This window comes from Rhizobacter sp. P5_A1 (assembly GCF_056400745.1).
Genome location: NZ_JBFUKR010000039.1, coordinates 25,918 through 42,400, shown reverse-complemented (window position 1 = coordinate 42,400; position 16,483 = coordinate 25,918). Strand labels below are relative to the sequence as shown.

12 protein-coding genes are annotated in these 16,483 nt (G+C 67.8%); 8 read left to right on the top strand and 4 right to left on the bottom strand.

What is annotated here, in order from left to right; all coding sequences use genetic code 11:
* The 4 genes from AC1DTW_RS26000 to AC1DTW_RS25985 all read left to right on the top strand — a co-directional run.
* On the top strand, window positions 1-1,046 hold a 1,046-nt coding region (locus tag AC1DTW_RS26000), incomplete at its 5' end, for a WD40/YVTN/BNR-like repeat-containing protein (protein ID WP_477984537.1).
* A complete protein-coding gene (locus AC1DTW_RS25995) occupies window positions 1,043-3,427 on the top strand; it encodes an efflux RND transporter permease subunit (RefSeq protein ID WP_477984535.1) in 2,385 nt (794 codons plus the stop codon). The genes AC1DTW_RS26000 and AC1DTW_RS25995, both read left to right, overlap by 4 nt.
* An 11-nt stretch (window positions 3,428-3,438) precedes the next feature.
* Window positions 3,439-4,398, top strand: a complete 960-nt coding sequence (locus AC1DTW_RS25990; protein WP_477984533.1) for a PDR/VanB family oxidoreductase — start codon at window positions 3,439-3,441, stop codon at window positions 4,396-4,398.
* 19 nt (window positions 4,399-4,417) lie between these two features.
* Window positions 4,418-4,582 carry a hypothetical protein gene (locus AC1DTW_RS25985; RefSeq protein WP_477984531.1) on the top strand — a complete coding sequence of 55 codons (165 nt, stop codon included), beginning with the start codon at window positions 4,418-4,420 and terminating at the stop codon, window positions 4,580-4,582.
* 55 nt (window positions 4,583-4,637) lie between these two features.
* Here AC1DTW_RS25985 and AC1DTW_RS25980 read toward each other — a convergent pair whose 3' ends face one another.
* Entirely contained in the window at window positions 4,638-5,129 is a 492-nt protein-coding gene (locus AC1DTW_RS25980) for a MarR family winged helix-turn-helix transcriptional regulator (RefSeq protein ID WP_477984529.1), read from the bottom strand.
* A 76-nt stretch (window positions 5,130-5,205) separates the two neighbouring features.
* Between AC1DTW_RS25980 and AC1DTW_RS25975 the strand changes: the two genes are divergently transcribed.
* From AC1DTW_RS25975 to AC1DTW_RS25960, 4 genes are read left to right on the top strand one after another with little or no spacing between them, the layout of a single operon-like run.
* Window positions 5,206-6,876, top strand: a complete 1,671-nt coding sequence (locus tag AC1DTW_RS25975) for an FAD-dependent oxidoreductase (RefSeq protein ID WP_477984527.1) — start codon at window positions 5,206-5,208, stop codon at window positions 6,874-6,876.
* 39 nt (window positions 6,877-6,915) lie between these two features.
* Window positions 6,916-7,746, top strand: coding sequence for an intradiol ring-cleavage dioxygenase (locus AC1DTW_RS25970; RefSeq protein ID WP_477984525.1), 831 nt, complete (start codon window positions 6,916-6,918; stop codon window positions 7,744-7,746).
* Window positions 7,747-7,772: 26 nt separating this feature from the next.
* Window positions 7,773-8,081 (top strand): Dabb family protein, encoded by a 309-nt coding sequence (locus tag AC1DTW_RS25965; protein WP_477984523.1) that lies wholly within the window; start codon window positions 7,773-7,775, stop codon window positions 8,079-8,081.
* Window positions 8,082-8,116: 35 nt separating this feature from the next.
* A complete protein-coding gene (locus AC1DTW_RS25960) occupies window positions 8,117-9,193 on the top strand; it encodes a maleylacetate reductase (RefSeq protein ID WP_477984521.1) in 1,077 nt (358 codons plus the stop codon).
* Window positions 9,194-9,703: 510 nt separating this feature from the next.
* Here AC1DTW_RS25960 and AC1DTW_RS25955 read toward each other — a convergent pair.
* The 3 genes from AC1DTW_RS25955 to AC1DTW_RS25945 all read right to left on the bottom strand — a co-directional run bounded on the left by AC1DTW_RS25955 (window position 9,704) and on the right by AC1DTW_RS25945 (window position 16,476).
* A complete protein-coding gene (locus AC1DTW_RS25955; protein ID WP_477984519.1) occupies window positions 9,704-11,569 on the bottom strand; it encodes an AI-2E family transporter in 1,866 nt (621 codons plus the stop codon).
* A gap of 289 nt (window positions 11,570-11,858) precedes the next feature.
* Complete coding sequence (gene adeC, locus AC1DTW_RS25950; RefSeq protein ID WP_477984517.1) at window positions 11,859-13,307, bottom strand: AdeC/AdeK/OprM family multidrug efflux complex outer membrane factor; 1,449 nt, start codon at window positions 13,305-13,307, stop codon at window positions 11,859-11,861.
* Window position 13,308: 1 nt separating this feature from the next.
* The gene (locus tag AC1DTW_RS25945) at window positions 13,309-16,476 is read right to left on the bottom strand and encodes an efflux RND transporter permease subunit (RefSeq protein WP_477984515.1); all 3,168 of its coding nucleotides are present in this window, start codon (window positions 16,474-16,476) and stop codon (window positions 13,309-13,311) included.
* Window positions 16,477-16,483: the final 7 nt, after the last annotated feature.

Here is a 16,483-nt window from a genome sequence, read left to right as displayed (position 1 = left end):
TGCTGGAGCGGAGGATGAAGCGGTTCCTGATGGGCGTTGCGCTGCTCGCGGCGAGCGCTTCAGCGTGCGCGACGGAGCCCGTCGGCGCGGCGCCGGACCGGCCGGCGCAGGCGGTACGTGCACTCGAGCGCGCCGTGCTGCTCGGGGCGGCACAGGCCGGCGCTGCGTGGATCGCGGTGGGCGAGCGCGGCCTGGTGATGCGTTCGGACGATGGCGCACACTGGCAGCAGCTCGCCGCGCCGGTCAGCGTCACGCTGACCGCGGTGCGCTTCGCCGACGAGCGCCACGGCATCGCCGTGGGGCACGGCGGCACGGTGCTGGTCACCGAGGACGGCGGACGTCGTTGGGAGCGCCGCCTCGATGGCCGGCGCATCGCCGAGCTGCTGCTCGCGGATGCGAAGGCGCGCCACGACGCCGCCGCGCAGAAGGCCGCCGAGCAGTTGCGCGCCGACGGACCCGACAAGCCGCTGCTCGACGTGCTGGTCTTCGGCCCGCGCCGCGCGCTCGTCGTCGGCGCGTATGGCCTGGCGCTCGCCACCGAGGACGCCGGCATGACCTGGGCCCCCTGGTCCTCCAGGCTCGACAACCCGAAGGGCCTGCATCTTTATGCCGTGCGCCAGCGCGGCAGCCGCATCGTGATCGCGGGCGAGCAGGGCATGGTCTTCAAGTCGGAAGATGCCGGGCGAACCTTCCAGCGCCTGAGCACGCCGTACCAGGGCAGCTTCTTCACGCTCGAGTTGCCGGACGATCGAGAGATCGTTCTGGCCGGCCTGCGCGGCAACGTGTGGCACTCGCTCGATGGGGGCGGTGCCTGGATGGTGCTCGCCACGCCGATGCCCGTGTCCGTCATCGCCAGCCAGCTCGGTGCCGACGGCACGCTGTTGCTGGCCAACCAGGCCGGCTTCGTGCTCGCACGTCGCGGCAACGCCTTCGTACCGATGAACCGCGAGCCGCTGCCGCCGCTGACCGGTCTCGCGGCCGGACGCGGCGGCGCGCTGTTGGCCCTGTCCGTCCAGGGCGTGATGCCCGTCGCCTCCAAGCCATGACCCAGCCCCAGGACTTCGACCCGCGCTCCGGCTCGCTCGTCGAGCGCGCGCTCTTCAACCATCGGCTGATCGTCGTCGTGCTGTGCGCGCTCGTCACCGTGCTGCTCGGCTGGCAAGCCACCAAGCTGCAGTTCAACGCCAGCTTCGAGAAGACGATTCCCGCCGAGCATCCGTACATCCGCAACTTCCTGCAGCACCAGAACGAGTTGAGCGGCCTCGGCAACGCGGTGCGCATCGCGGTGGCCAACCCGAGCGGGACGATCTACGACGCGAAGTACCTCGACACGCTGCGCCGCATGAGCGACGAGGTCTTCCTCGTCCCCGGCGTCGCGCGCAACCAGATGAAGTCGCTGTGGACGCCGACCACGCGCTGGGTCGGCGTCACCGAAGAGGGCCTGGAAGGCGGGCCTGTCATTCCCGACGGCTACGACGGCTCGGCCAGGGCGATGGACCAGCTGCGCGCCAACGTTGCACGCTCCGGCGAGATCGGCCAGCTCGTCGCGCTCGACGCCAAGTCGAGCGTGATCTTCGTGCCGCTGCTGGCCAAGGGTACCGATGGCCAGCCGCTGGACTACGGCACGCTCGCGCACCGCCTCGATGAGCTTCGGGCGAAGTACGAAGGGCAGGGCGTGCAGCTGCACATCACCGGCTTCGCCAAGATCGTCGGCGAGCTGATCGACGGTGTGCGCGTGGTACTGGTGTTCTTCGCGTTCGCGGTCGCGATCGCTGCTGCCGCGGTGTTCTGGTTCACGCGCTGCGCACGCTCGACGCTGCTGGTCGTCACCGCCTCGCTGGTGGCCGTGGTCTGGCAGCTCGGCATGCTGCCCACGCTCGGCTTCGCGCTCGACCCCTACTCGATCCTCGTGCCCTTCCTCGTCTTCGCCATCGGCATGAGCCACGGCGCGCAGAAGATGAACGGCATCATGCAGGACATCGGCCGTGGGCTGCCCAAGCTCGTGGCCGCGCGCTTCACGTTCCGACGCCTGTTCCTCGCCGGCCTGACCGCGCTGCTGGCCGACGCGGTCGGCTTCGCGGTGCTGCTGGTGATCGACATCCAGGCGATCCGCGAGCTGGCGATCGCGGCGTCGATCGGTGTCGGCGTGCTGATCTTCACCAACCTGATCCTGCTGCCGATCCTGCTCAGCTACGCCGGCGTCAGCGCCGCAGCCGCGCAGCGCAGCCTGCGCGCTGAAGGCGCGGAGCAGAAGCAGCCGCTGTGGCGCTGGCTCGACCGCTTCACGCAGCGCCGCTGGGCGCTGGGCGCGGTGGCGATCAGCGTGGCGCTGGCGGCTGGCGGGCTCGTCGTCTCGCAGCACCTGGCCATTGGTGACCTCGACCCCGGTGCGCCCGAATTGCGCGCGGACAGCCGCTACAACCGCGACGTGGCCTTCGTCAACGCCGCCTATGGCGCATCGAGCGACGTGCTGGCGGTGATGGTCAAGACCCCCGACGGCCAGTGCTCGAAGTACACAACGCTGAACAAGATCGACGCGCTCGAGTGGCAGCTGCGGCAGCTCGACGGTGTCGAGACGACCAACTCGCTGGCGCTGCTGAACCGCCGGGTGCTCGCCGGCTTGAACGAAGGCAATCCGAAGTGGTACGAGTTCCTGCCCAACCAGGACATGCTCAACACCGTGACGGCCGGCGCGCCGCGCGGCCTGTACAACGACGCCTGCTCGCTGCTGACGGTCTACGTCTACCTGCGCGACCACAAGGCGCAGACGCTGGCTCGCGTGGTGGACCACGTCGAAGCCTTCGCGAAGGTCAACGACACGCCGGACACCAAGTTCCTGCTGGCCGCCGGCAGCGCCGGCATCGAGGCGGCGACGAACATCGTCGTCAAAAATGCCTGGCGCACCATGCTGTTGCTGGTCTACGGCGCGGTGGTGCTGCTGAGCTTCATCACATTCCGTTCCTGGCGCGCGGTGCTGGTGGCGGTGCTGCCGCTGATGCTGACCTCGGTGCTGGCCGAGGCGCTGATGGTCGCGCTCGGCATGGGAGTCAAGGTGGCGACGCTGCCGGTGATCGCGCTGGGCGTGGGCATCGGCGTGGACTACGCGCTGTACATCCTGTCGATCACGCTGACGCAGCTGCGCGAGGGCAAGAGTCTGTCGGAGAGCTATTACCGCGCGCTGCTGTTCACCGGCAAGGTGGTGCTGCTGACCGGCGTGACGCTGGCCATCGGCGTGGTCACCTGGGTCGCCAGCCCCATCAAGTTCCAGGCCGACATGGGCCTGCTGCTCGCGTTCATGTTCCTGTGGAACATGCTCGGCGCCATGGTGCTCCTGCCGGCCTTGGCGCACCTGCTGCTCAAGCGCCAGCGTACGTCGTCGGCCGAGAACTCCGCCGCCTTCTTCGGCGCGCTGCGCGCGAGGCCCTGATGAAACCTGCGATGAGCTACCCCCGACGCGTGCGCATCGCGCGCAAGACGCTCGAAGCGCCCGACATCTGCAGCTTCGAGCTGGTCGCCGTCGACGGCGGGGTGCTGCCGCCGTTCACCGCCGGCGCGCACATCGACGTGCATCTCGATGGCGCGGTGGTGCGGCAGTACTCGCTGTGCAACCACCCGCGCGAGACCGATCGCTACCTCATCGCGGTGCTGCGCGAGCCGGCATCGCGCGGCGGCTCGAGCAGGATGCATGCGCTGCGCGAGGGCGACGACCTGGACATCTCCGAGCCCCGCAACCACTTCGCGCTGGCGCCCGACGCGCGCCGCCACCTGCTGCTGGCCGGCGGCATCGGGATCACGCCGATCCTGTGCATGGCCGAGCAGCTCGCGAGCGAGGGCGCCGCGTTCGAGTTGCACTACTGCACGCGCTCGGCCACGCGCACGGCCTTCCTGCAGCGCATCCGCCAATCGGCCTTCGGCGCCAAGACCCGGATCCACCATGACGACGGCGCAGCCGCGCAGAAGCTCGATCTTCCGGCCGTCTTCGCTGTGCCGCGAGCCGGCGACCATCTCTACGTCTGCGGCCCGGGCGGCTTCATCGAAGCGGTGCTTGTCGCGGCACGTGCCGCCGGCTGGCCGACGGAGGCGCTGCACCGCGAGTACTTCGCCGCTGGCCCCACCAGTGTTGCGGACGACGGCGCGTTCGAGGTGCAGATCGCCTCCTCCGGGGCGCTGATCCGGGTCGCCCCGCAGCAGAGCGTCGTCGCGGCGCTCGCCGCCGTCGGCATCGAGGTGCCGGTGTCCTGCGAGCAGGGTGTCTGCGGCACCTGCCTGACCGGCGTGCTCGACGGCACACCCGACCACCGCGACGTTTACCTGACCGACGACGAACGGGCGCGTGGCGACCAGTTCACGCCCTGCTGCTCGCGCGCCAAGTCGCCGCGGCTGGTGCTGGACCTGTAGCAGCGGAGGCAAGAAGACGATGCATGACCAGCTCCCTCACCCCGAAGCGACCACCGAGGGCGCGGCGCGCCGCCGGCTGGTCGATTGGGGCGATCGCCTCTGCTGCGCGGCGCTGCTGGCGGTGGGCTTGGGCGGTGCAGCCCTGCTGGGCTGGTACGTCTGGCAGATGCCGGCCCTGCGCTGAATCGAGCCGATCAGCCGCTATGGATCCCGCGTGCCGCGACTTCCCCACTTGCGGCTCACGTGGAGCCGTTGCGCCCGTCCATAGGGCTTCCGGGGTCGGCATCTCCCCCGTAGCGGGCGAGGGCCGGGATCAGCTTGGCGAGAACCTGTGGCCCGATCACTGCGGCCATCTCGCGCTCTGCATCTGCAACCGCACGGCCAAAGGCGTCCAGCCACGCCAGACCCGCTGGCGTGAACCGCACGATGCGGACCCGGCCATCGGCCGGATCGGCAACTCGTTCCACCAAACCCCGCGCGCTGCAGAGATCGATCAGCTCCGTCATGGCCGCGTTGGTCATGGCAGCCCTGCGCGCAAGTTCGGTGATGCGGGTGCCTTCGATGTCCAGATGACGCGTCAGATGGACGTGCGAGCGCTGTGTTCCGGTGTGTCCGGCCTCGCGCATGAGTTCCAGCACGCGCTCCTCGAAGCGGCGCAGCGCGTTGCTCAGCACCCGCCCTGGATTGCGGCTGCGCCAGGCGTAGGTATGACCGTCGGAGGGTTCTGTCATCGCAAACCCGACTGTTCACGGGCCATTTACTTTGGTAACCTAAATATATCTCATGCCCAGCCCGGAGGTCCATCCCATGAACGCTGAAGTCGGCGGGTCGCCTATCGAGACCGACGTCCTGATCGCGGGCGGCGGTCCTTGCGGGCTGATGCTCGCCATCGAGTTGGGGCGCCGGAACATCCGCTGCCTGCTGGTCGACGCCAAGCCCGGCACGGCCTTCAATCCGCAGGCCAATGCGACCCAGGCGCGCACGATGGAGCACTTCCGGCGGCTGGGCTTTGCGCAGGAGATCCGCACGCTGGGTCTGCCACCGGACCATGCGACCGACATTGCGTACTTCACGCGCTATGCGGGCCACGAGCTGGCCCGCATTCGGTTGCCTACGGCCGCCGAGGCCGTGGCCAAGATCAAGGAATTGTCGGGCGCCTGGAGCGCGGCCGAATTGCCGCACCGCGTGTCGCAGAAGTTCGTCGAGCAGGTGCTGCGCCGCCATGCGCAGGCCTGCCCGTCGAACGATGTGCGCTATGGCTGGACGCTGGACGCCTTCAGCGATGACGGCGATTCGGTGAGTGCGGCGGTGCGCCCGACGGAAGGCGGTACCGGCCAGCAGGTGAAGGCCAAATTCCTGGTCGGGGCCGACGGCGCACGCAGCTTGGTCAGACGCGAGCTGGGCATCGAGTGGGGCGGTGTCTCGGGCATCCAGCGGGAATTCATGGGTGGCAAGATGTTCGCCGTCTACCTGCGGTCGCCAGCGTTCTTGTCGGTGCTCAAGCATCCCAAGGCCTGGATGTACGTGGCCGTCAACCAGCAGCGTCGCGCGTTCATGGCGTCTGTGGACGGTGTGGCCGAGTACGCGTTCCACGCCGCGCTGCGTCCTGGGGAGGATGCCGATTCGTGGACCGAGGCCGACGCCCGCCGCGTTTTCGCGGAGGCTGTCGGTGCCGAGGTGCCCATCGAGATCCTGTCCATGGGCACCTGGCTCGCAGGGCATGCTCTCGTCGCAAAGCGACTGCAGCGAGGCCGCGTTTTCATCGCTGGCGACGCTGCCCATCTGTTCACGCCGACGGGCGGGCTGGGCTACAACACGGCAGTCGAGGATGCAGTGAACCTGGGCTGGAAGCTCGCCAGCGTGATCCACGGCCAGGCGCCGCCGGCACTGCTGAACAGCTACGAGGCCGAACGCAAGCCATTGGCCGAGCGCAATACGGCTTACGCCCGCCACTTTGCCGACTCGGTCGGGCTGTTCGTCGCGAAGCCCGAACTCGACGAGGTATCGGAGCGCGGCAACGAGGCGCGGCGCATCGCCTCCGAGGTCCTCAACCAACATGCGCGGCTGGAGTTCAACATTCCGGGCGTCACCTTCGGCGGCCGCTACGACGCATCACCGGTGATCGTGCGCGACGATGCCGCGCTGCCGCCCGACGAGCCGAACAACTACGTGCCTACCGCCAGCCCTGGCGGTCGCCCGCCACACGCCTGGCTCGAGGACGGTCGTTCGCTGTTCGACCTCTTTCACACGGATTGGACCCTGCTGCGTCTCGGACCCGGAGCGCCCTCGGGTGCGGCCTTCGAGGCCGCGGCCCATGTTGCGGGCATGGATCTGCGCATCGTTCACCTGGCGCGGGCGCCGCTGCGCGAGCTTTACCAAGCGCCGCTCGTCCTTATCCGTCCCGACCAGATCGTGGCGTGGCGCGGCGCCAGCGATGCGGCCGCTGCCCCGGTGCTGGCACGGGTGATGGGCCGTTGAGGCTCGCGCCGAGTCGTCGTTGAAGCCAAGGGGCCGATCTTGCGCAATCTGAACCAGCACACCATCACCGAAGCCGTTCTTGCGCGGCACGCGAAAACGGCGGACCCGCGGCTCAAGCAGATCATGACCATCCTGGTCAAGCACCTGCACGAGTTCGCGCGCGAGGCGCACCTGACCGAGGACGAGTGGTTCAAGGGGATCGAGTTCTTCACCCGCTGCGGCCACATCACCGACGACAAACGGCAGGAGTTCATCCTGTTGTCCGACGTGCTGGGCCTGTCGATGCTGACCGTGGCGCAGAACAACGACAAGCCGGCGGGCTGCACCGAGGCCACCGTCTTCGGCCCCTTCCACGTCGAGGGTGCGCCGCACTTCGAACTGGGCGACGACATCGCCAACGGCGCGCGCGGGCAGCCGTGCGTGGTGCGGGGCACGATCCGGGGCATCGGCGGCGAGCCGGTTCCCGGTGCGCACCTCGACGTCTGGCAATCCGACGAGGACGGGCTGTACGACGTGCAGCATGCGGGAATCGACCACGCACAGGCGCGCGGCATCCTGAACGCCGACGATGCAGGCCGTTTCGTTTTCCGTTCCATCCTTGCCGTGCCCTACGCGATTCCGCACGACGGCCCGGTCGGAGACCTGCTGAAGGCGACCGGGCGCCACCCTTGGCGGCCGGCTCACCTGCACTTCCTCATCAAGGCACCGGGCTATGAGACGCTCATCACGCACGTGTTCCGCAGCGACGATCCATACCTCGATTCGGATGCCGTGTTCGGTGTACGCCAGACGCTCATCGCGGAATGGAAACCGCAGCCCGATGGCAGCCACCTCGTCGAATACGACTTCGTTCTGAACCCCTGCAAGTGAGCCAGGGGCTGAAAAGGGAGCATGCAGTGATCCGGCACATCGTGATGTGGAATGTGGGCGGCGCGACGCCCGAAGAGAAGCGACAAAACATCGAGCGCGTGCGCCGAGGCTTTCAGGACCTGCGCGGCGGAATACCGGGCCTGATTCACCTGGAGGTCGGCGTGGACGCCAGCACGGTCGACTATGCGTGTGACGTCGTCTTGTTCAGCGAGTTCGAGTCTTGGGATGCGCTCAGGGCCTATGCAGTGCACCCCAAACACCTGCGGGTACGAGACGAACTCGCAGGCGTGCGCATCGCGAGACATCAGGTCGATTACGAGACGGTTGCCGACTGAGTGGCGTCGACTGAGTGGTGCCCAACTGGAGTTCCATGGACGAATTCATCTACAACGCACAGGCGTCGCGCGTGGTGTTCGGGCGCGGCGCGCTGGCACACCTCGAACGCGAGATCGAGCACCTCGGTTCGCGCCGCGCGCTCGTGCTGTGCACGCCCGAGCAGTGCAGCCAGGCCGAACAGGTGGCGGCGCGCCTTGGCGACCGCGCCGCGGGCGTCTTCGCACGTGCGGTCATGCACGTACCGCTGGAGACGGCGCGCGAGGCCCGCGACGAGGCACAGCGGCTGGGCGCAGACTGCGCGGTGGCCATCGGTGGTGGCTCGACGATTGGGTTGGGCAAGGCCATCGCGCTCGACTCCGGCCTGCCGATCCTGGCGATCCCGACCACCTATGCGGGCAGCGAGATGACGCCGATCTACGGCATCACCGAAGGCGGTCTCAAGAAGACGGGCAGGGACCCTCGCGTATTGCCGCGCACCGTGATCTACGACCCCGAGCTGACGCTGACCCTGCCGGTGGGATTGAGCGTGACCAGCGGCATGAATGCGATCGCCCATGCGGCCGAAGGTCTCTATGCTCGCGACAGCAATCCCGTGATGGCGCTGATGGCGGAGGAGGGCATCCGCGCCCTGGCAGGGGCGCTGCCGGCGATCCGGCTCGCGGCCGACGACGTTGCCGCGCGCTCTGATGCGCTGTACGGCGCCTGGCTGTGCGGCATGGTGCTGGGTAACGTGGGCATGGCGCTGCACCACAAGCTGTGCCACACGCTCGGCGGCAGCTTCAATCTCCCGCATGCCGAGGTGCACACGGTCGTGCTGCCGCATGCCATTGCCTTCAATGCCGGGGCGGCGCCCGAAGCCATGCTGCGCATCCGCCGCGCCCTCGGCGTGACCGGCTCGCTCAGCGCCGCCGCAGCGCTGTATGACCTGGCCCGCGACAACGGCGCGCCCGTGGCGCTGAAGGACATCGGCATGCAGGAGGCCGACCTGGAGCGAGCAGCCGGCCTCGTCGTGGCCAATCCGTACCGGAACCCGCGCGAGATCGGTGCTGGGCAACAGGGTGCGATCCTGCGCCTGCTGCGAGATGCGTTCGTCGGCCAGCGGCCGGAGTGAGTCAGACACTGGAGCAACGACATGTGGCCAATCTGGGAGTGGTTCGTCGACGTCCACTCTTATGCCGTTTGGGCCGAATGCTCTCGCGCATCGTCCAGGCCCATTGTTTCGCTGGGACCCGTGGCACCCGAGATGGATTGCCATAGCAGCGTCACGCCATGTCGCCGTGCGTGCTCCTTGCTTTCCGATGAAATCGAGAAATCCGCCAGCTCGTCAGCGACGGCGACACCGTAGTTCGCATTGGTACTTTGCACACGCACTGGACTTGGACCTCGGTTCGCTTGGAGGGCAGGCGCTAAGGCTAAGTGCAGCTGGGATGTCGCGCCGTGACGCAGTCCCTGTGCGCTGTGCGCCAGCATGCCGGGCGCCTTTCATCGTGCTGACGGTCCGCAGCCTCGCGAGGATTCCGATCCGGGCAGTTTCAGGGCAGTTCGCGCGTTCGGTCCGCCGTGTGGTCAGGCCGCCCGACGAAATCGAGAAGCACCCACGCATTTCGTTGCCAATGCCGCCTCAGTTGCTTTCTGTCGGGCCGCCGGCTGCTGGTGCGAGCGGCGTATCCGCACGACGGCGTTGATCACGCTGTCCTTGCCGTACCAAGGCAACCGCTTCCTCGAACGAGTAGGAAGTATGGTGAACCCGGTCGGCGGCGATCTGATCCACGGGCGCCTGCCGGCCGGCCCGCATCGGCAGCATCAGCACCAAGCTGGCCTGCTGCAGACGGGCCAGGCACTTGTTGAGCATCAGGCCGTCCTCGGCTACGACCTTGTCGGCCGTGGTGCCGACGACGAACACCGTGCCCACGGCTTCAAATCTTGCATCGACCGGCGGGTGGGCCAACTCATGGACGGTCACATGTCGGGCATCAAGGCGCTCGCTACGCAGCACTCGCGCCAGCAGTTCCGCGGTGAACTGGGGCTCGCTGCCGGCCATGCTTACGCACATCAGCATCGAGCCAGGCGGCACGTCCAGCGGACCCTGCCAGCGCCCCTCCGCCTTCTGGCGCTCCTGTCGCAACCACAACCCGAGGTCTCCGCCGTCCGAGGCCGCCACTCGTGGGCGCGCAGGCCTCGGGGCTTGAGTCAGTTCCGCGAAGACCTGCGAGATGACGTGCTGGGCTGCTGCCCGCTGTTCGGCGCTGATCAGATTCCGTTCGAAGTCCTCACGGGCCAGCTCGAAGGCCGGCATGACGACCTTGTCACAGTAGGCCGACAGAGATCTGCGCTTCAGGAAGGCGCGCGCATCGGCCACGACCTCCACCGCGTCGCCGCTAAGGGAGCGCTGGTAGAAGCGTTGCGAAAGGTCGAGCGCTGGCGCGTCGCCGAAGAGGATTTCCAAGAATGTCAGCGCCGGCACGTGCCGTCCGGCGACCACCAGGCACAGGGTCAATGGCGTGGACAGCAGCAACCCCACTGGGCCCCACAGCCCGCCCCAGAAGACGGCCGCGACCACAACCGAGAACGGTGACAGGCCCGTGGAATGTCCGTAGAGCAGTGGCTCGACCGCGTAGGCCGCCACCAGTTCCACGCCGAGAAAGACCACCAGCGTGGACAGCACCAAGCTCCACCCCGGGATCATCGCGGCGGCCATCGCGCACGCGCACACCGCCGCTGCCGGAAACCCGACGTAAGGAACGAATCGCAGGAGCGCAGCCAGCGCTGCCCAGACGGTGGCGTGTGGCACACCCAAAGCGGACAGCAGCGCCCATATCACGAGGCCGACGCCGCAGTTCACCGAGAACTGCGAGATGAAGTAGCGCGAGAGCCGCTGCCCCGCATCGTTGAACGCACTGGTTGCCGCACGCACATCGCGGCCTCCGGTCAATCGGATGAGGCGGTCGCGTAGTGAATCCTGCTCCAGCAGCGCGAACACAAGCACCAGCGCCACGACGCTCACCACGCCCAGCGGCCCCCACACCATGGCGAGAAGCCGACCCAGCACGGTGGCACTGTCGTCGGGCGCGCGGCCGGCCCTGATTGCTGCAACATTGAGCGGCGTCTCGGCGGTCCTACCGCGGCCCGGATTGGGCAGGGCGTCCGGGACGGAGCCCTGTGCCAAGTCGCCGAGCAGCCGGCCGGCACGGCCCTGCATTTCCTGCATCCGGTCCACGGTGAGCTCGCGCAGGGTGGAGATTTTCTGGCGTACATTGACCTCGTAGCGAGGCAGGTCGCGCGACATCGCACCCAGTTGCGCGAAGATCACGGCCGCGATAGCGGTCACTGCCAGTCCGACCAGCACGAGCGCTGTCATGGCGGACGTGGCCTGACCCAGACCCAGACGGCGGATCGCCCGCACGATGGGTGCCATCACGAAACCCATCATCGCTGCCAACGCGATGGGCGCAAGCAGACTGCGCCCCAGATACAGCAGACCCAGCACGGCAACGCCGGCTAGGATATTCAGCCTCAGGAGCGGAGGCGGCGTCGGCTGCGACATCTGCTAGGCGACGGGAACAGAAGAATGGCGAGTATTGCAACTGCCGGTGTGTGCGGGCAGGCGTGATGTCTCATCAAGTGTTGCGGCGGCCTCGACATTGAATGGCAACACCATCGCGCGTCCGCTCCAAACCAAACAGCGTCCTCGTAACCGGGGCGGTTCAGGGCCAGGGTGTCGTGCTTCTCACACTGCCGCTGTTCGTGATCCTGGGGACGCGCGCGACTGGTGTCCATCAGCCGCCCCGTCCGGATGCCGCGCTTCTGGTGTGCTCGTCGGACCACCCGCCGCCCAGCACCTTGTACAGCGTGACTCGGTTCGACATCCGCGACAAGCGCGTGCCGATCAGGTTCTGTTGCGCGCTGTAGAGCGAGCGCTGCGAGTCCAGCACCGTGAGGTAACTGTCGACGCCGCGCGAGAAGCGTGCCCGCGACAGTTGGTCGCTCTCGGCCGTCGCGTTGACGAGCGACTGCTGCGCCTCGAGCTGGTCCCCCACCGTGCTGCGCTGAGCCAGTGCGTCCGACACCTCGCGGAACGCGGTCTGGATCGCCTTGTCGTACTGCGCCACGTTGATGTCGCGGCTGATCTTCGCGATGTCGAGGTTGGCGCGGTTGGCGCCGCCATCGAAGATCGGCAGCGAGATCTGCGGCAGGAAGGACCATGTCCCCGAGCCGCTCTTGAACAGGTCCGAGAGATCGGCGCTCGATGACCCTGCCGACGCAGTCAGGCTGATGCGCGGGTACAAGGCCGCGCGTGCGGCACCGATGTTGGCGTTGGCAGCCTTCAGCTGGTGCTCGGCCTGCAGGATGTCGGGCCGGCGCTGCAGCAACGTCGACGGCAGGCCGCTCGGCAGGTCGGGCAGGGCGTTGAGCGAATCGGCAAGGTTGGCGGGCAGCAGCTCGGCCGGCAACGCCGAGCCCACCAGCAGCACCAGCGCATTGCGGTCCTGCGCCACCTGCGAGGTGTAGCGTGCCACGTCGACGCGCGCGGTGTCGACGCTGGTTTGCGCCTGGCGCAGCGCCAGTGCCGACATGATGCCGACCTCGAGGCTGCGCTGGCTCAGCCGGTACGACTCGCTCTGGCTCGTCAGCGTGTTCTGTGCCAGGGCCAGCCGCTCCTGGTCCGCGCCCAGCGTCAGGTAGGCATTCGCGATCTCGGCCACGAGGCTGATGTGCGTGCTGCGCCGCGCCTCCTCGGTCGCAAGAAACTGCTCCAGCGCCTGTGCGCTCAGGCTGCGCACGCGTCCGAACAGGTCGAGCTCGTAGGCGCTGACGCCCACGCTCGCGCTGTACTGGCGGCCGATCTCCGGGTTGCCCGGCACGCGCAGGCCGTCGGCGGTGCGCGTGGCGCTCTGGCTGCCGGTGGCGCTGACGCCGGGGTACAGGTCTGCGTTCTGCACGCGGTACTGCGCACGCGCCTTCTCGATGTTCAGCGCGGCCACGCGCAGGTCGCGGTTGTTGGCCAGCGCCAGCGCCACGATTTGGCGCAGCCGGTCGTCGGCGAAGAACTCGCGCCAGCCGATGTCGGCCGTCTCGGGCGCGTCTGCGGCCGGTGCCGACGCCGCCACCGGGTAGGCGGTTGGCACCGGCAACGGGGGGCGCTCGTAGGCGGGCATCAGGCTGCAGCCGCCGAGCGCGACAGCAGTGGCCGCGCAGGCCAGGGTGATCCAGGTCAAGCGAGTCATGTCAGTGGCCTTCCAGCAAAGAGGAGGTGTCGGCGTGCGGCTGCGGCGCCGCTGCGGCCGCCTTGGGCCGACTGTCGAACAGGCGCCGCACGGTCACGAAGAACAGCGGTACGAAGAAGATCGCCAACAGCGTGCCCGAGACCATGCCGCCGACCACGGCCGTGCCCAGTGCGTTCTGTGCGCCGGCGCCGGCGCCCTTGCCCAGCATCAGCGGCAGTACGCCGAGGATGAAGGCGAGCGAGGTCATCAGGATCGGGCGCAAGCGCATGCGCGCTGCGGTCAGGGCCGCCTCGACCAGGCCCATGCCTTGCGCGACCAGATCCTTCGCGAACTCGACGATCAGGATGGCGTTCTTCGACGCCAGGCCCACGGTCGTCAGCAACCCGACCTGGAAGTACACGTCGTTCATCTTCCACGTCAGCAGCGCACCGAGCAGCGTGCCCACCACGCCCAGCGGCACGACGAGGATCACCGAGAACGGGATGGACCAGCTTTCGTACAGTGCCGCGAGGCACAGGAACACGACCAGCAGCGATACCGCGTACAGCAACGTTGCCTGGCCGCCGGCCTCGCGCTCCTGGCGCGAGATGCCGGTCCATTCAAAGCCGATGCCGGGCGGCAGCTCGGCCGCGTGACGCTCCACCAGGTCGAGCGCCTGTCCGCTGGACATCGCGCCGGGCATGGCCATGCCGAGAATCTCGACCGAGGGCACGCCGTTGTAGCGCTCCAGCCGCGGCGAGCCCGAGGTCCATGCGGCCTGCGCGAAGGCGCTGAACGGCACCATCGCACCGCCGGCGTTGCGCACGAACCAGTTGTCGATGTCGCTCGGCAGCATGCGGAATGGCGCATCGGCCTGCAGGAAGACCTTCTTCACACGCCCCTTGTCGATGAAGTCGTTGACGTAGCTGCTGCCCCAGGCGGCCGAGAAGGTGTTGTTGACGTCGGCCATCGACAGGCCCAGTGCGCCGACCTTGTGTTCGTCGATGTCGAGGCGGAACTCGGGTGTGTCTTCCAAGCCATTGGGCCGCACGGCCACCAGGCCCTTCTCCTTCATCAGCGCACCCAGCAGCTGGTTGCGGGCCTGCATCAGCGCCGCGTGGCCGAGGTTGGCGCGATCTTGCAGCATCAGGTCGAAGCCGCTCGCGTTGCCGAGCTCCGAGACGGCCGGCGGGGCAAAGGCGAACACCGTCGCATCGCGCAGCTGCGCGAAGTAAGCCATGGCCTTGTTGGACACAGCAGCCGCCGCCAGATCGGGCCGCGTGCGTTCGCTCCACGGCTTGAGCTTGACGAACGCGAAGCCCGCGTTCTGACCGCTGCCCGCGAAGCTGAAGCCGGCCACCGTGAAGATGGAATCGACCGCGTCCTTCTGATCGACCAGGAAGTGGTGCTCGACCTGCTCGATCACTTTTAGCGTGCGATCCTGCGTGGCGCCGGGTGGCAGCTGCACCAGCGTGAACAGCGAGCCCTGGTCTTCGTCGGGCAGGAAGCCGGCGGGGATCTTCATGAACACGAAACCGACCGCAAGCACGAGCACCGCGTAGCCGGCCATGTAGCGCCAGCCGCGGCCAAGCATGTGCCGCACCACGCCCTGGTAGCCGCGGTTGCTGCGGTCGAACAGGCGGTTGAACGCGCCGAAGAAGCCGGTGGTGGCGAGCGCGTGGCCTTTCGCCACCGGTTTGAGCAGCGTCGCGCACAGCGCGGGCGTGAGAACAAAAGCGACCAGCACTGACAGCGTCATCGCCGAGACGATGGTGACCGTGAACTGGCGGTAGATCACGCCGGTCGAGCCGCCGAAGAAGGCCATCGGCACGAACACGGCCGCCAGCACCAGCGCCACGCCCACCAGCGCACCGGTGATCTGCCCCATCGACTTGCGCGTGGCTTCCAGCGGCGACAGTCCCTCTTCGCTCATCACGCGCTCGACGTTCTCGACCACGACGATCGCGTCGTCGACCAGCAGGCCGATCGCGAGCACCATCGCCAGCATCGTCAAGGTATTGATCGAGTAGCCGAATGCCGCGAGCACGCCGAAGGTGCCGAGCAGCACCACCGGCACCGCGATCGTCGGGATCAGTGTGGCGCGGAAGTTCTGCAGGAACAGGTACATCACCGCGAACACCAGCACGATGGCTTCGATCAGCGTCTTCACCACCTCCTCGATCGAGATGCGGACGAAGGGCGTGGTGTCGTAGGGCTTGATCACCTCCACGCCGGGCGGGAAGAACTTGCGCAGTTCGTCGACCTTGGCATCGATGCCTCGCACGGTGTCAAGCGCATTGGCGCCGGTCGCGAGCTTGATCGCCAGGCCCGCGGCCGGCTTGCCGTTGAAACGGCTGACGGTGGCATAGCTCTCGCTGCCCAGCTCGATGCGGGCCACGTCGCGCAGGCGCACGGCCGAGCCGTCGGCCTGCGTTCGCAACAGGATGGCCTCGAACTCGGCGGCCGTCTTCAGTCGTGTCTGCGCGGTGATGGTGGCGTTGAGCTGTTGGCTCTGCACCGACGGCAGGCCGCCGAGCTGGCCCGCCGAGACCTGCGCGTTCTGCGCCTGGACGGCGTTCTTCACGTCGAGCGGGGTCAGCTTGAAGCTGTTGAGCTTGCTCGGGTCGAGCCAGATGCGCATTGCGTACTGCGAACCGAACAGCGTCGTGTCGCCCACGCCTTCGACGCGGCTGATCGCCTCCTGGACATTGGCGGCGACGTAGTCCGCGATGTCGGCGGCGCCCAGCTTGCCGTCTTGCGACACGAAGGCCAGCACGTTCAGGAAGTTGCTGGCCGACTTCGTGACCTGCACGCCTTGCTGCTGCACCTCTTGCGGCAGCAGCGGCGTGGCCAGCGCCAGCTTGTTCTGCACCTGCACTTGCGCGGTGTCGGGGTCGGTGCCGTTCTCGAAGGTCAGCGTGATGGTCACGCTGCCTGACGATTCACTCGTCGAAGCGATGTACGCCAGCCGGTCCAGGCCTTTCATCTTCTGCTCGATGACCTGGGTCACCGTGTCTTCCAGCGTCTTGGCCGATGCGCCGGGGTAGTTGGCCGAGATCGCGATGGCCGGTGGCGCGATCGTCGGGTATTGCGCGATCGGCAGGGTCTTGACGGCCATCACCCCCGCCAGCATCACGATGATGGCGAGGACCCAGGCGAAGATCGGGCGGTCGATAAAAAAGCGAGCCATGGTGGTG

Coding starts and splice junctions, on each gene's coding strand:
- AC1DTW_RS25995 (WP_477984535.1), top strand. CDS start 1,043: ATGACCCAGCCCCAGGACTTCGACCCGCGCTCCGGCTCGCTCGTCGAG.
- AC1DTW_RS25990 (WP_477984533.1), top strand. CDS start 3,439: ATGAGCTACCCCCGACGCGTGCGCATCGCGCGCAAGACGCTCGAAGCG.
- AC1DTW_RS25985 (WP_477984531.1), top strand. CDS start 4,418: ATGCATGACCAGCTCCCTCACCCCGAAGCGACCACCGAGGGCGCGGCG.
- AC1DTW_RS25980 (WP_477984529.1), bottom strand. CDS start 5,129: ATGACAGAACCCTCCGACGGTCATACCTACGCCTGGCGCAGCCGCAAT.
- AC1DTW_RS25975 (WP_477984527.1), top strand. CDS start 5,206: ATGAACGCTGAAGTCGGCGGGTCGCCTATCGAGACCGACGTCCTGATC.
- AC1DTW_RS25960 (WP_477984521.1), top strand. CDS start 8,117: ATGGACGAATTCATCTACAACGCACAGGCGTCGCGCGTGGTGTTCGGG.
- adeC (WP_477984517.1), bottom strand. CDS start 13,307: ATGACTCGCTTGACCTGGATCACCCTGGCCTGCGCGGCCACTGCTGTC.
- AC1DTW_RS25945 (WP_477984515.1), bottom strand. CDS start 16,476: ATGGCTCGCTTTTTTATCGACCGCCCGATCTTCGCCTGGGTCCTCGCC.